At 55.2% G+C, this 14,303-nt stretch carries 11 protein-coding genes; 6 read left to right on the top strand and 5 right to left on the bottom strand.

What is annotated here, in order from left to right; genetic code table 11:
- Positions 1 to 30 precede the first annotated feature (30 nt).
- Positions 31 to 1,035 (top strand): aldo/keto reductase, encoded by a 1,005-nt coding sequence (locus P4L78_RS07850; RefSeq protein ID WP_309327495.1) that lies wholly within the window; start codon positions 31 to 33, stop codon positions 1,033 to 1,035.
- A gap of 96 nt (positions 1,036 to 1,131) precedes the next feature.
- On the opposite strand, the gene P4L78_RS07845 is transcribed toward P4L78_RS07850, so the two are convergent.
- Entirely contained in the window at positions 1,132 to 1,587 is a 456-nt protein-coding gene (locus P4L78_RS07845; protein WP_309327494.1) for an SgcJ/EcaC family oxidoreductase, read from the bottom strand.
- Positions 1,588 to 2,029: 442 nt separating this feature from the next.
- Positions 2,030 to 2,779, bottom strand: coding sequence for a glucose 1-dehydrogenase (locus P4L78_RS07840; RefSeq protein WP_309327493.1), 750 nt, complete (start codon positions 2,777 to 2,779; stop codon positions 2,030 to 2,032).
- Positions 2,780 to 2,897: 118 nt separating this feature from the next.
- Here P4L78_RS07840 and P4L78_RS07835 point away from each other — a divergent pair, with 118 nt between their 5' ends.
- On the top strand, positions 2,898 to 3,809 hold the full coding sequence (locus P4L78_RS07835; RefSeq protein WP_309327492.1) for a LysR family transcriptional regulator: 912 nt from the start codon (positions 2,898 to 2,900) through the stop codon (positions 3,807 to 3,809).
- Here the strand turns inward: P4L78_RS07835 and P4L78_RS07830 are convergent.
- Positions 3,804 to 4,769, bottom strand: coding sequence for a helix-turn-helix domain-containing GNAT family N-acetyltransferase (locus tag P4L78_RS07830; protein ID WP_309327491.1), 966 nt, complete (start codon positions 4,767 to 4,769; stop codon positions 3,804 to 3,806). The two genes, P4L78_RS07835 and P4L78_RS07830, sit on opposite strands and share 6 nt — an antisense overlap.
- Positions 4,770 to 5,062: 293 nt before the next feature.
- Positions 5,063 to 5,689 (bottom strand): NAD(P)H-dependent oxidoreductase, encoded by a 627-nt coding sequence (locus P4L78_RS07825; protein WP_283149061.1) that lies wholly within the window; start codon positions 5,687 to 5,689, stop codon positions 5,063 to 5,065.
- 438 nt (positions 5,690 to 6,127) lie between these two features.
- On the opposite strand from P4L78_RS07825, the gene P4L78_RS07820 reads away from it, so the two are divergent.
- The 4 genes from P4L78_RS07820 to P4L78_RS07805 all read left to right on the top strand — a co-directional run bounded on the left by P4L78_RS07820 (position 6,128) and on the right by P4L78_RS07805 (position 11,718).
- Positions 6,128 to 6,670 (top strand): fimbrial protein, encoded by a 543-nt coding sequence (locus P4L78_RS07820; protein WP_283149062.1) that lies wholly within the window; start codon positions 6,128 to 6,130, stop codon positions 6,668 to 6,670.
- A gap of 87 nt (positions 6,671 to 6,757) precedes the next feature.
- Positions 6,758 to 7,534: a molecular chaperone gene (locus P4L78_RS07815; RefSeq protein WP_283149063.1), complete on the top strand. Its 777-nt coding sequence runs from the start codon at positions 6,758 to 6,760 to the stop codon at positions 7,532 to 7,534.
- Positions 7,535 to 7,824: 290 nt separating this feature from the next.
- On the top strand, positions 7,825 to 10,479 hold the full coding sequence (locus tag P4L78_RS07810; protein WP_309327490.1) for a fimbria/pilus outer membrane usher protein: 2,655 nt from the start codon (positions 7,825 to 7,827) through the stop codon (positions 10,477 to 10,479).
- A gap of 6 nt (positions 10,480 to 10,485) precedes the next feature.
- Positions 10,486 to 11,718: a fimbrial protein gene (locus P4L78_RS07805; RefSeq protein WP_309327489.1), complete on the top strand. Its 1,233-nt coding sequence runs from the start codon at positions 10,486 to 10,488 to the stop codon at positions 11,716 to 11,718.
- 77 nt (positions 11,719 to 11,795) lie between these two features.
- Here P4L78_RS07805 and P4L78_RS07800 read toward each other — a convergent pair whose 3' ends face one another.
- A complete protein-coding gene (locus tag P4L78_RS07800) occupies positions 11,796 to 14,264 on the bottom strand; it encodes an ATP-binding protein (protein ID WP_309327516.1) in 2,469 nt (822 codons plus the stop codon).
- Between the last annotated feature and the right edge of the window lie 39 nt (positions 14,265 to 14,303).

The following is a 14,303-nucleotide window of genomic DNA, read 5'->3' as shown; positions in this document are numbered from 1 at the left end:
CGCAGGCCCGAGCCTGCATGGAGAACTGACATGGATTACCGCTATCTGGGCCGCAGCGCGCTCAAAGTGTCGCCGCTATGTCTGGGCGCAATGATGTTTGGCGGAGAAACGGACGAAGCTACCGCCACCCGCATCATCGACAAAGTCTTTGACCAGGGAATCAATTTCATTGATACCGCCGATGTTTATCACGCCGGGCGCTCTGAAGAGATTGTCGGGCGGGCCATCGCCCAGCGGCGCGATAGCTGGGTCATTGCCACCAAATTTGGCTTTCCCACGGCGCAAGGGCCCAATGAGCAAGGCCAGTCCCGCAAATGGATCATGCAATCGGTGGATGCCAGCCTGAAGCGCTTGGGTACCGATTACATCGACATCCTGTATTTTCATCGCGCGCTACTGGATGCGCCGCTGGAAGAGGGCGTGCGCGCGGTGGGCGATCTGATCCGCCAGGGCAAGGTGCGCTACTTTGGATTGTCCAATTTCAAAGGCTGGCGCATTGCCGAAATTGCGCGTCTGGCTGACCAGATGGGCATGGATCGGCCCGTGGCCAGCGAACCGCTATACAACATTGTTGATCGCACGGCAGAAGTGGAACAACTGCCCGCAGCAGGCCACTACGGCTTGGGCGTGGTGTCGTACAGTCCGCTGGCACGCGGCGTACTCAGCGGCAAATACGCTGTGGATGCGCCGCCGCCCGCAGACAGCCGTGCCGGGCGTGGTGACAAGCGCATCGCGCAAACCGAATGGCGCCCGGAATCGCTCAAGATTGCTCGAGCCATTGCTGCTCGCGCCGCTGAACGAGGCACAACCTCCATCGCCTACGCGCTGGCCTGGGTGCTGAAAAACCAGCTAGTCAGCGCTACCATCGCCGGACCGCGCACCGAAGCACAATGGGACAGCTATATGCCTGCGCTGGCGCTGCAACTGGATGCCGACGATGAAAAGTTCATCGATAGCCTGGTGCCACCGGGTCATGCCTCAACGCCGGGTTATACCGATCCGGGTTATCCGGTAGAAGGGCGGCGGGCGCGTTAAATACGGTGTGGCAAGTTGACCGGGTGGCGCAAGCACAATAAAAAAACCATCGAAGACCGATGGTTTTTTTATTGGTATCTGGCCAGATTTCGAGGATCAGTTTGGCTGGGCAGAGGAGTGATGGCTGCTGATCAACCAGTTCTTGCCGGTCCAGACGTAGGTATAGGTATACCGTGCTTTGACGTGGCTGCCGTCCTTGAGCGTAAAGGTGTAGAGCCCGGCATCTATGGCAGAGTTACAGCCAATGATCACCTTGCGGAAATCAATTTTGCCGACAGGTTTTTTCTGCAAAAAGTGCTGGAAATAATCCATCTTTTGTTCCCGGCTAATACGAGGCTGATCAGAGACGGTAGGCAGAAGAATCGAATCGCGAGCGTAGTTTTTTACAACCTTGTCGGCATCACCCGTTTGCAAAGAGGCGTTCCAGCGATCAAATAGCGAAGCGATTTCTTTGGTGGTCACCGGGCGGCAGATTTCAGAGTGGGCCAATGCTGCGGGCGAAGCGACGATGCCAAGCAGTGCGATCGAGGCAAGTAGCTTTTTCGTGATCATGGAGTGGTTCCTGAGTTAAGACTTATATGAGTTTTTCCTCCGGCGGACGATTGCGGGTTTTAGCGAACAAAAAACTGCAGCTGTTCACGCTTGCGCCAAACCAGGGAAGCGCAGTATCAGCTGAGTTCGTGATCGGATAAATTTAACTAAACATTGTTAATGAATACTAAAAAATATTCATGCTACGGAATTGGACGTGCTAAGTCTGCTTTGGATTGCGTGCCGGATTGATTGGCTACCCAGCGTCCAGAGGTAGCGGGCGGGCAGGGCATTACATAAGCAGTTGCGCGATATTGCGCGGGGATTGCCGCATGCCTGGCGCTAGCAAGGGGGCGATATTTAGCTGCGAGACTTAAATGCTGGCATTGGGGCGTCAATTGCCAATCTGTCTGGATGTGAAAAGAGGTGCTTGCGCACCTCTTTCCGTTCTTTCAGCCAGCAATTACTGGGCGGTATAAGCGCCGTCCACGGCAACAGATTGGCCCGTCAAATAGCGTGCTTTGTCAGAGCCCAGCCAGACGATTGTTTCGGCAATTTCGTCGGGAGTTGCCGCCCGGCGAGCGGGGATGCTGGCCAGGAAGCCACTCTTGAGCGCTTCATCGCGTCCAACAAAGCGGTCCAGCATGTCGGTTTGCACCGGACCGGGCGCAACCGCATTCACCCGCACGCCAATGGGCGCGCCTTCCAGGGCCGCGCTGCGGGTAAGCCCTTCAACTGCGTGCTTGCTGGCGACATAAACCGACGCCCCCGCCATGCCAACCTGTCCGGCAATGGATGAGAGGTTGACGATGGCGCCAGCGCCTTGCAACTGCATCACGCGCATTTCGTGCTTGATGGACAACAGCGCGCCCAGCACGTTGGTCTCAAACGTGTCTCGGTAGCTTTGTTCTGTCTGCTCGGTAATGGGGCCACCCTGGCCTTCCACGCCTGCGTTATTCACTGCGACGTCGATACGGCCAAAACGGGCAACCGCACCTTCAACCAGCGCACGCACTTCGGCTTCTTGCGTCACGTCCGCCTTGATGAACTCTGCCTGCGCGCCCAGCGCGCGGATTTCTGCTGCCAGCGCTTGCCCGGCTTCGGGGCGGCGGCCACTCACCACCACATTGGCTCCCAGCTTGCCAAAAGCCAGTGCAGTTGCGCGGCCAATGCCGGTTAAAGCGCCAGTAATCAATACAGTTTGCGATGTCATGATGTTCTCCTTTGGGTTAGGTCTTGCTACGGGGCCTACTTTGATTGATTCCAAAGGGTTGAACTAGACCGTAATGAGTCGTATAAGTTATGCCATTACGGAATAGATGAGTGGGTGAATGGACAAGCTCTCGGCCATCAAAACATTTGTGCGCGTCGCTCAAGCGGGCAGTTTTTCGGCGGTGGCTAGCGAAGCAGGCGTGACCCAAAGCTCGGTCAGCAAGCAGGTGGCCGCACTGGAGCGCGAATTAGGTGCGCGGCTGTTCAGCCGCACAACGCGCTCGCTCTCGCTCACCGAAGAAGGTCAGCGCTATTTTGAGGATGTACGTCGTCTGATTGTTGAAATTGAAGGCGCGGAAGAAACCCTGCGCCAAGGTTCGGGCCAGGTGCAGGGGCTGATCCGCATTGCCGCACCGGTCGGGTTTGGGCGGCTCAAGCTGATGCCGCTGGTCAAAGCGTTCATGGCCACGCACCCAGGCGTGAAAGTCGACTTGCAACTGCATGACGGGTTTATTGATCTGGTAGAGCAGGGCATTGATGTTTCTGTGCGGATTGGCACGTTGATTGATAGCGGATTGGTTGCCCGGCGGATTGGCACATCCCATCGCTTGCTGGTCGCCCACCGAGATTACATCCGGCAGTTACCGCAAGGCGCCAGCGCCCCCTGCTCGCCGCAAGACCTGCTACGGCATAACTGCCTCATATACACCGAGCTAACCACTCGCAATGCCTGGTCGTTCATCGCCGGCCCCGGTGCAAATGTCCCGGAAGGCACGAAAGAAACGGTGAGGGTGCAGGGCAACATACAAACCAATAGCAGTGAGGTCATGCGTTTTTCCATCCTCTGCGGGATGGGTATTGGTTACTCGCCAGACTGGTTGATTGACGCCGAACTCAAAAGCGGAGAAGTGGTACGACTACTGCCTGACTGGCAGGCGCCACAGGCCCCCATCCACCTGGTCAGCCCGCCTGAGCGCAAGAATGCGGGCAGGGTCAGGGCTTTTGGGGATTTCATCGCTGAAAATCTATAGCGGTGGGTTCTGCATCGCTGGGCGGGTGAACTGCTGCTCGGTGACTGAGCTTCCCCACTGCGTGCCTTGCTCTTCCAGCGCCAAAACGAAGCCGAAAGATTCATACAAGCGCCGGGCAGCATCCAGCCCCTTGAAGGTCCACAGTTGGGTGGCGCTGAACCCGGCTTCATCACAGAATGCCATCGCCTGGGCTAGCAGTTGTCGTCCCACGCCAGTGCCGCGGCACGTGTCGTCCAGGATAAACCAGCGCAAGTGTGCCTCGTTGTTCCCGAGGTCTTGCCCGTCAATGGCTACCGAACCCACAATCCGCCCGTTCTGAACTGCCGCCCAGATTTGATTGGCAGGATGATCCAGTCGCCCCGTGAATTCCGCTGCACCAGCGGCCACCTTGCTCTCGAAGAACTGCCCGAAATGCCAATGGCGGGAGTAGAAATCGGCATGCATTTCGGCGATGCGCCCGATCAAACCTGGCTGGTAACCAGTGATGATTTCAACCGGGCTGGCCGCCACCTCCTGTGGCCGCTCGTGACGCAGTTGCAGTGCGCTGGCATATGCGCCAAGCCCTTGGGCGACGACTCGCTGCTGCGTTGGGTCTAGCAGATTCATTGCGGTGATAACTTGCTGCTGGCCATGCACGTGGATGTCGGCCACGGTGCGTTTTCCCAGCTCAGTGAGAAACAGATTTTTCGAACGCCCGTCTTCACTGGACGCCGCTTCTTCAATCTCGCCAGCCTCAATCAATTTCCCAACCATACGGCTAACGCTGGATTTCTCTAGTCCGAGCGCTTGCACCAGTTGTGCTGCAGGCATGGCGCCTTGGTTTTCAATCTCAAGCAAGGCATGGACTGCAGATGGCGAATATCGGGTACCCGCCAGTGTGGACTTCATGAAACCCAGCTCACGCACCATCGTGCGCGATGCAGAACGGATTTCTTCGACCAGGGAGGAGTCGACGCTCATGTTCGTATTTCCTGAATAACTAGTTGCGCAATACAACTATGTAAAAAGTATACAACGCTTTAGTTGTATTGCGCAACCATAGTCAGAATGTACGCATTAAAGATGCTGTTGCCAGGATAAGCCCATGCTGCCAAACACGATTAGATGTGTGGGCGTATTTCATAAAAAACGAAGCCTCTGCCAAGTTAGCCCCCAAATCAGTGGGCTAGATGACAGAGGCGACGATGTTTTCAATCTGCTGCGGCCGTGTCTTTGCGAGACGTCGACGCCGCAATCAGAGCAGGGCGGGCAAATTAGTCCACTTCGGTGACGAACGCTTCACGCGCCCGACGCACTTTTGGCAGATTAACCAGCCAGTCACCCGACTCATCGCGATAACCCAGCGGCAACAGCGCGACGCTGCGCAGGCCGCGTGCCTTCAGGCCCAGGATTTCATCAAGCGCAGCGGGATCGAAACCTTCCATCGGCGTGCTGTCGACTTCTTCATAAGCCGCAGCCACAAGCGCAACGGACAAACCAATGTAGGCCTGGCGCGCCGCGTGTTCAAAGTTGACCTGCGCGCTACGCTGCGGGTAGGTATTCAGCAGCATGTTCCGATAGTTCTCCCAGCCTTCATTGGTGAACCCGCGCTTTTCGTTCACCAGGTCGAACATCGTATTGATACGTTCGGTGGTGTAGTTGTCCCAAGCCGCAAAAACCAGCAGTTCGCTGCAATCGGTCACTTGCCCCTGGTTCCATGCGATGGCTTTGATTTTCTCGCGGATTTCCTTGTTGCTCACCACCAGAATTTCGTAGGGTTGCAAGCCGCTGGACGTCGGCGCCAGGCGTGTAGCTTCAAGGATGCGCTCAAGTTTCTCATCAGCTACCTCGCGGGTAGGGTCCATCTTTTTGGTGGCATAGCGCCACTGAAGACGGCTCACGAGGTCTGCAGAATCAAGGGTAGTCGCTGGGGATTGGGTATTGGACACAACTGGAATTCCTGAAAAATGGAAACCAGTAGATGCTGACGATTGGTCATATTTCAATTGAAGTGTGCAGATGTGGCCTATGTACGAAAACATGGGTTGAAGACCAGGTATCTGCAGGGGGAGATAGCGGTATCCGCGAATAAATTACGTCTGAATACTACTGACAACATACCTGCTGGTGCCGCGTTGGCTGCACAGGTTCTGAGCGAACGGGACCGCTATTTGCGATGTTCGCACCCGCTTCTCACCGGGGCGGGCCGCTTTTGGGTGGGGGTAATCGTAGTAGCAGGCTTTCAGTATTTACCTAGCCTTAGTTCAATCTCTACCGATTTTGGTGATCTATCGGGAACTTTAAAGTGGCGTCTCCTTAAACGCACTAATGAGAACGTCATGAAAAGCCTCAAACTCATCTCCGCACTGATCATCGCTGGTGGCGCTCTGGCATCACAAATTGCAGCCGCTGCGCCTACTTCCGGCACGATCACTTTTAACGGCGCTCTGGTTGCCGACACTTGTGTCGTTGATGCAGGTGCGGGCAATAGCTTCGCCGTGACACTGCCTTCGGTTCAAACCACTGCATTCACCGGTGTGGGCAATGCTCAAGGTACCACCCCATTCACTATCGCGCTGACCGGCTGCTCGGTGGGCGTGCCTGTTCGTGCTTTCTTCAGTGGCGCCAACATTAACGGTACCACGGGCAACCTGACCAACCTGGGTGTGGCTACCGGCGTTGAAGTTCAAATGCTGAACAGCACCAACGCTGTCATCAATCTGGCCGGTGCAGATGCTACCGCTCAGGGTGACACGTTGTTGACCACTGATGCGACTGGCGCTGCAACACTGGGGTACTCCGCACAATACCTGTCTACTGCAGCAGCTCCTACAGCAGGTTCGGTGACCTCCAACGTTAATTACGAAATCGTTTACCAATAATCAAATTTATTGATTAGTGGCTTCTCCCGGTAAGGTCAATGCCGATTGCAGTGGCCGCCGGGAGTACCGCTTTGCGGGGAAATCATCATGATTAAAACCAAATATGCTTTGAGCATGCTGTTGGGTTCTGCAGCACTGGTGCTGGGATTATTCGCAGCGTGTGAGGCTAATGCTTCGGTTGTCATTGGCGGAACTCGGGTGGTTTACAACGCTGCGGACCACGAAGAAACACTCAAAATTACCAATAAGGGCAAACTGCCTGCATTGACCCAGACTTGGGTTGATAGCGGTGATGCTCAGGTATCTCCTACGAATACGGCAGTACCCTTTACCATTACCCCTCCGGTTTCACGCATTGATCCGGATAAAATGCAAACGCTACGTATTTTTTATACCGGCGAGCCATTGCCCCAAGATAAAGAATCTGTATTCTGGCTTAACGTGCTGGAAATCCCACCTGCTCCGGATTCTGCTAAAGCAGATCAAAAGACAGAGCAGAATTATCTGCAAATGGCGGTTCATTCGCGCATTAAATTGTTTTATCGCCCTAAAGACTTGAAAGGGGCGGCTGATGAAGCCCCGGCCAAGGTGAAATGGCAACTGGTGAAAGACGGCGCAGGTCAGGCGTTGGAAGCATACAATCCGACGCCATACCACGTTTCGCTGGCAGGCGTAGAGGCTCGTTCTGGCAAGGCACATGCATCGTTTGAAGAAGGGGGCATGATTGCTCCTGGCGCCACTCAGCGTTTTGCCCTCAAGGGCACGATCACCCCGACCGCCGACGCCAGCGTGCACTACCGCGCTATCAATGATTTTGGCGGCGTCGCAGAAGGTGATGCACCGTTTACCACGGCATTTCATTGAATCCCATTGAGTTTTATTGAGTTCAGGTTAAGGGCCGCTCCGTGTAAAACGCACTGAGCGCGCTTGTGCCTGGATTCCTGCGTTTTTCTATGCGCCCTGATGCGGACTGAATGAATGGAATGACTGCATGGCAAGCCAGTTTAAGTATTCTACTAAGCCTCTTTAATGTGGTGCTTATATCTGTTGTGTCTTGCAAATATTAAAATTTAATTTCTTTCTGGAATTGAATTATTTCTGGATTGACTTTTGCCGGTAATTATTTGTAATTTCATCAAACTGGTTGATCAAAAATGAAAAGCCGCACGCTGCAATTATTTCCTATTGGTGATCCGCTCAGTTTGTTGATTCTGTCCATCTTTGCCGCTGGGCCGGTACTGGCTGCTGAAGCGCCAATGCAGGTTGCAGAGGTACATTTCAATGATAATTTTTTGCATACCGATGGTCAGGCAATTGATATCACCCGTTTCAGCAAGGGTAACGTGGCGGTACCGGGTCAATATCGCGCGGATATCTATGTCAATAAAATCTGGGCGGGTCGGTCTGATATCACTCTGAGCGCGCTCAATGGCGATAAAGCCAATGTTCAGCCGTGTTTTGATCATGCCTTGCTGGATCGAATTGGCGTGGATTTTGGCAAGCTGACGCCAGAGTCAGCCGCCATGCTCGAAGCAGGTATTTCGTGCCCGCAACTGCCCGCTTTGATTCCCGCTGCCACCGCTGCCTTTGATTTTGGTGAACAGCGGCTGGACATCAGCATTCCGCAAATCGCCATGAACCGCAGCGCACGCGGTTACGTAGACCCGCGCTATTGGGATAACGGCATCACTGCGGCAACGCTTGGCTACAACGCCAACGTGTACAGCAGCAATTCAGATGGCAAAACCAATACCCAAGGGTATTTGGGGCTGAATGCGGGCGTGAACGTGGGTGACTGGCGTTTCCGTCATAACGGTAGCTACAGCGACAGCACCGCAACCGGCGGTCACTACCAAAGCGTCCAGACCAATCTGCAACGCGCCATTGTGCCGCTGGATAGCCAACTGACTATCGGTGATGCCTTTACCGATGGAAGCATGTTTGACAGCGTGGGCTTTCGGGGTGTGCAACTGGCCACCGACGACCGTATGCGCCCCGATTCGCAACGCGGATATGCGCCGATTGTGCATGGCATTGCCAACAGCAACGCGCTGGTGCAGATACGCCAGAACGGCAACGTCATTTACGAGACAACGGTTGCGCCCGGCGCCTTTGAAATTGATGACCTCTATCCAACCGGCTACGGCGGCGATCTCGAAGTCGTGGTGACCGAAGCTGACGGCAGCGTACACGTCTCACTCATTCCCTATTCCGCGCCGGTTAATTCGGTGCGCGAAGGCGTAACACGTTATAGCGCCATCGCCGGTCAGTATCGCAATAACGGCCTGCATAGCACGCCTTGGCTGACCCAGGCTACGGTTCAGCACGGTTTCACCAATATGGTAACGGGTTACGGCGGTGCAACTCTTGCTGACGGTTATGCCGCAGGCTTGGGGGGCGTTGCGCTCAACACCAGCGTGGGCGGCTTCGGTGTGGATGTGACCTACGCCGCCACTCACCTGAATACCCAGGCAGACCAGAACGGCATGAGTGCCCGGCTCAGTTACAGCAAGCTGATCGCACCGACCAACACCAATTTGACGATGGCGGCCTACCGCTATTCCAGCAAGGGTTATCTGGGTTTGCAGGATGCCATGGCGGTGATCGATGCTGACCGCTGGGGCGCGGGTAACGCGCTGGATGCGGTGTGGCATGCGCGCGGTCGACTGCAGTTGAGCCTTAACCAGGCTTTGCCAGAGGGCTATGGCAGCTTCTATGCCTCCGGATCGTCCCAGAACTACTGGAATCGCAGCGGCAATGATCTGCAGTATCAACTGGGTTACAACAACAATTTCAAAGGCTGGAGCTACGGTGTTTCGGCATCACGCCAGTTCAATGCAGCCAATGCCTCGAGCAATGCAAATGGGATGACCACGGCCACCAATACCCCGGGCAAGTGGGATACCGTTGTCATGTTTACCGTGGGTATTCCTCTCGGTTCCGGCGCGTATCAGCCGTTCTCTTCGACTAGCGTGCAACACAACTCATCCGGGAATACCAGCGTTCAGGAAAACCTCTCTGGCAACCTGGGTAGCGACAACGCGTTTAGTTATGGTTTGAATGCGGGGCATAGTAGCGGCGGTGATGCACAGTCGAGCAACACCTTGTCCGTCAATGCCAGCTATATGTCCCCGCTGGCCCGCTTGGGCGTGAATGCGAGCAAAAACGGTAGTTATAGCCAGACCGGAGCATCAATGTCCGGCGGCATGGTGGCCTACGACGGCGGCGTTGCCTTTACGCCAAGCATGAGCGAAACCAGCGCAATTGTAGAGGCACCGGATGCATCGGGTGCGCGCCTTGCGAATGGCAGTGGCTTACGCGTTGACCCTTGGGGCCATGCCCTGGTATCCGGGCTGACACCCTTTGCACGCAACCAGGTGGAAATCGATCCCAAAGGATTGCCGCTCAATGTCGAGCTCAAATCGACCATGCAGCATGTGGCACCTACTGCCGGTGCGGTCGTCAAGGTCAAGTTCGAAACTGAAAATACCGGGCGCTCGGCGTTATTGCGGCTGGCGACAACTGACGACAAGCCGGTGCCATTTGGCGCAGAAGTATTTGATGCCGATGGCGTCAGCGTTGGCACGGTAGCTCAAAGCGGACGCGTGATTGTACGTGGCTTGAAAGCCGACAAGGGCGACCTGACGGTGAAGTGGAGTGACGCCATTACCAGCGCCTGCCGGGTGAGCTATGAGCTTCCAGCCCTGCGCAAGGAAGAGGGGGCAACGTTCTCTTCCATCTCCACCCTGTGTCGCCCGATGACGTCGAACGCTGACGTGGCCGTGGCCAATACAAAACCGAAGCAATAAGAGGGCATGAAGATGATTACCAAGCAGAGTTCTGCAACGCTGGGTTTTGGCCAAGGTTCGTGGTGTAGCCGTACCTGTGCCGTGGTTGCGTTTTTTAGCAAAGGGTTGCTATGCCGGTCACTGCCAGCCAAAGCCGGTGTGCTCATGCGAATCGTATTTGCCGTTGTTCTGATGCTGGCTGGTGGGGCCGCCCAGGCTTACCAATGCGGTGGCAGTTATGCAGTAAGCCCAACTATTTCGGTGCCCTTGGGATCAACGGTTATTACTACCTCACAGCCCACCACCGTGGGCAGCTGGGTTGGTGACTGGACGCCGTACAGCAAGACCTATGCGAACTGGTGGTGTTATGCCTCCAACGGAGACGTGCTTCGTCCAGTGCTCAAAGGCACTGGTGGCTATGCCTCCCCAGCGTCTATCACCGCACCCGATGGCGTCAACTACGCGGTTTTCGCAACCGGCGTCAGTGGGCTGGGGGTTGTGTTTAAGTGGCATGCAATTTACAGCCTTGCCGACACCAACGGGAATATGACCTCCATCGTGCAGGAGCAATCGATAGATGTGCCATTGCTTAGCGGGTCCTACACCAACCAGGTGGCACCCTGGAATTACAATTCTGGTTATCAACCTACTGACATTGGTATTGCCATTTCCGCCCGTTACATCATGATCGGCGCCATTCCCGCTGGCACCAAAGTGCCGGCCAAGGCGAGCACCCAAATTGGCCAGTCGGACATCATTTATAACGGGACAAATTTTAACTCCAACAAAGGCATCTACTTTTCGCAAACAGCATCGACCTTCCCAATTTTAGGCTGTACCCCTGTAACTGCCGTAAGTGTTCCAATGGGTACATACGGTACTGGCAAGCTGGCTACTAGCGGTTCCCGAATTGGCGCCACAAATTTCAATATTGCGTTGACGGGCTGCCCGGCCAGCATGTCTGGCATATCCATTTCGTTACACCCGGTAAATGGGACAATTGGCGCCAGCGCCAACAGTATTGCCACACTTGCCCCGGTGGCTGGCGTAGCGACCGGGGTGGGATTGCAAATCACGAAATCCGGCACGACGACGCCGGTGGGATTTGAAGTGGCCTTTCCATCCAATAGCGGATACACCGGCACGGCAGGCAATTACAACATTCCGTTGACTGCCACCTACGTCAATACCGGAGGAACGGGGACCGTGACCGCCGGAAGCGCCAACACACAAGTCGAATACACCATCACTTATCAGTAGCCCTCAGTACCAAATCGGTTGTACCCGTGAATCTGCAGTGAAATCACGGGTACTGTGTGTGGCAGCGCGAAAGCGTATTACTGGTTATCCATGTATTCGGCGCACATTCGTTCCAGCCGCCGCAATAAATTCGGGATGTTTCCGCGTTCGTCCGGATCGGTGCAGGCCGATTCAACGGCGGCACATGCGGCCACAAGTTCTTGTCGCGCCAGCATGCTGAATGGGCCTTTGATTCGATGTATGACATCTGCCAATGCGCTGAATTGGCGGGTAGCCATGAGCTCCCTGGCATTGAGCAGGTCGCTGGCAAGGCTCGAGGTTAATGTTTGTTTGATCTTGATGCTTTCTGCGGTGTTCTCGCCCGACTGCGTGAAATCCGGCCGCAAATCGCAGTAGTCCCAGCAGTACTCATTCAGCAATTTTGACCATGTCTGGATGCTCACTGGCCGGATCTGGCAACTATTCATGCCTGCAGATAGCGCTTGCTCATGCAGTTCTTTTTGCAAAGATGCAGTCATGCCAATCAATGGTCGATGCTGCTCGGCAGGTTCGACGCTGCGAATTGCCTTGGCCAGTTGGGGGCCAGACATTAGCGGCATGGTGCAGTCAATGACGACCAAGCCATAATCCCGGCGCTTGAGCATATCCAGTGCGGCAAAGCCATCTGCGGCTTCATCAACGTGGCACCCCAGTTTTTCCAGCTGGCCGCGTAGTATCAAGCGGTTTACCGGATGATCATCCACGATCAGCACCGCCAGCCCCGGAAACCAGATCTCACGCGGCTTGTTGGCCATGACAGCTGCAGCTTGGGTCGGGCCAATTACGGCGACCGGCAGACAGACCTCAAATGTCGTGCCTTGGCGTAACACGCTATGAAGCGTCAACGTGCCCTGCATGACCTGCACCAGTCGATGGGTCAGGGCAAGGCCCAGTCCGGTCCCTTCGTAAATCTGGGGGCCTTCGGTTGGCGCGCGATAAAAGGGTTCAAACAGCATGGGCTGGTCTTTCTGCGCGATACCAATACCGGTATCGCTAACCGCGATGTGCAGCTGCGGGTTATCGTTTTGCGTTGTCAGTTGAAGGGTAAGTGTGACTCGACCCTGGTTGGTGAATTTCAGGGCGTTGGTGATCAGGTTGGTGATGATTTGCCGCAGCCGAACCAGATCAATGCTGACTTCGCACGCCGTATTTTGTTCAGTGCAAACAAATTCCAGCCCTTTGTTGTTGGCCTGCAAAGTAAAGACTTCACGCAGTTCTGCCGCCAGTGCTGCCAGGTTTACGGGGGCTGGATGCAGTACCAAAGTCTCGGATTCAATGCGGGACAAATCGAGGACTTCGTCCACTAACGCCAGCAAATGGCTGGCTGAGCCACGTGCCGCTAGCAGTTGTGCGCTATCAGTCGGGTCTTTGGCGGCGTCCAGGCGTAAGTCCAGTATGCCAATGACGGCACTTAGCGGCGTGCGCACCTCATGGCTCATGCCAGCCAGGAACAGGCTTTTGATCTGGTTGGCCTGGGCTGCTTCATCGCGCGCGGCTCGTAGCTGGTTCTCCAGTTCAATACGAGCGGTAACATCCAGCCATCCCCCGGCATAACCGGCTTTGTGGCCTTTTCCGTCCTCAAATGAGGTGGCCCAGACATACAGATTGTGCAAATGCCCGTTCAAACTGACCTCGACGTCGGACATGTCCTCTGGTCGATGCGCAGGATCGAATAGCAATTGCTGGATATCTGGCTCGCGTGTCACCGGTAATTGCTGGACCAATTGACTCTGTATGTGCGACATCTCTTGCTGAGTACTCGCCAGGTAAGTGCGATTGGCACTTTGAAGAGCACCTTGTATATCGCACACAAAAATGGGTACTGGGATACTGTTGAACAATGCTTTGTTGAGTGCAAGGTTGGCTGACAAGGCCGTATTTGCTGCCTTGCGAAGACGAACTTGTCGCCGCAACGTCCAGCCCCAGCCTAAAGCAATTATCGCGAGTGCAATCGCAAGCGCCAATCCCCCGGCAATTTGTGCGCGATACCGCTGCCAGGTCGGGTCAGGATGCGCTTCAGAAAGCCAGCGGCTTTCCCAGGTTTCCATATAGTCTGGGGGCAGGGTGAGGATGACTTTATTTACGATGCTCAGCAGTTCAGGCGCTTGCTTGGTGACGCCAAAGCCAAAGTGTCTGGGCAGGGGCGCCAGTGTGCCCTGAATGACTAGCTGATCTTTGTAGAACTCGCCAATCAGGTAATTTGCAACGGCGATATCCGTAATCGCTACGTCAATACGAGATAGCTTGACCGCATCAAACAAAGCTCGCGGCGTGGCAAATAGCGTGAGCTGGCCGGGCTGAAAATACGGGGCAACAGCGTTGTAAATAAGTTGGCCACCAATTATCCCGACCCGTTGATTCGCGGGCTGGCTGACGGAAGAAGACTGGGCACCTGAGCGTCCTACGGTAATCCCCCCGGAAATTAATCGTCGCCAGAAGTAGAATTTTCTCCCTGAACCATCGAGGAAGTTTTGCATGAAGCGCTCACGCTTTTCCGACAGCCAGATCATTGCCATTCTCAAGCAGGCCGAGGGCGGCGCTCCCGT

Origin of the sequence: Silvimonas sp. (assembly GCF_031291215.1) — a bacterium.
GTDB lineage: Bacteria > Pseudomonadota > Gammaproteobacteria > Burkholderiales > Chitinibacteraceae > Silvimonas > Silvimonas soli.
The sequence above is the reverse complement of the archived record's forward strand: the minus strand, read 5'-3'. Positions and strand labels throughout refer to the sequence as shown.

Coding starts and splice junctions, on each gene's coding strand:
- P4L78_RS07845 (WP_309327494.1), bottom strand. CDS start 1,587: ATGATCACGAAAAAGCTACTTGCCTCGATCGCACTGCTTGGCATCGTC.
- P4L78_RS07830 (WP_309327491.1), bottom strand. CDS start 4,769: ATGAGCGTCGACTCCTCCCTGGTCGAAGAAATCCGTTCTGCATCGCGC.
- P4L78_RS07810 (WP_309327490.1), top strand. CDS start 7,825: ATGAAAAGCCGCACGCTGCAATTATTTCCTATTGGTGATCCGCTCAGT.
- P4L78_RS07805 (WP_309327489.1), top strand. CDS start 10,486: ATGAAGATGATTACCAAGCAGAGTTCTGCAACGCTGGGTTTTGGCCAA.
- P4L78_RS07835 (WP_309327492.1), top strand. CDS start 2,898: ATGGACAAGCTCTCGGCCATCAAAACATTTGTGCGCGTCGCTCAAGCG.
- P4L78_RS07840 (WP_309327493.1), bottom strand. CDS start 2,779: ATGACATCGCAAACTGTATTGATTACTGGCGCTTTAACCGGCATTGGC.
- P4L78_RS07850 (WP_309327495.1), top strand. CDS start 31: ATGGATTACCGCTATCTGGGCCGCAGCGCGCTCAAAGTGTCGCCGCTA.
- P4L78_RS07820 (WP_283149062.1), top strand. CDS start 6,128: ATGAAAAGCCTCAAACTCATCTCCGCACTGATCATCGCTGGTGGCGCT.
- P4L78_RS07815 (WP_283149063.1), top strand. CDS start 6,758: ATGATTAAAACCAAATATGCTTTGAGCATGCTGTTGGGTTCTGCAGCA.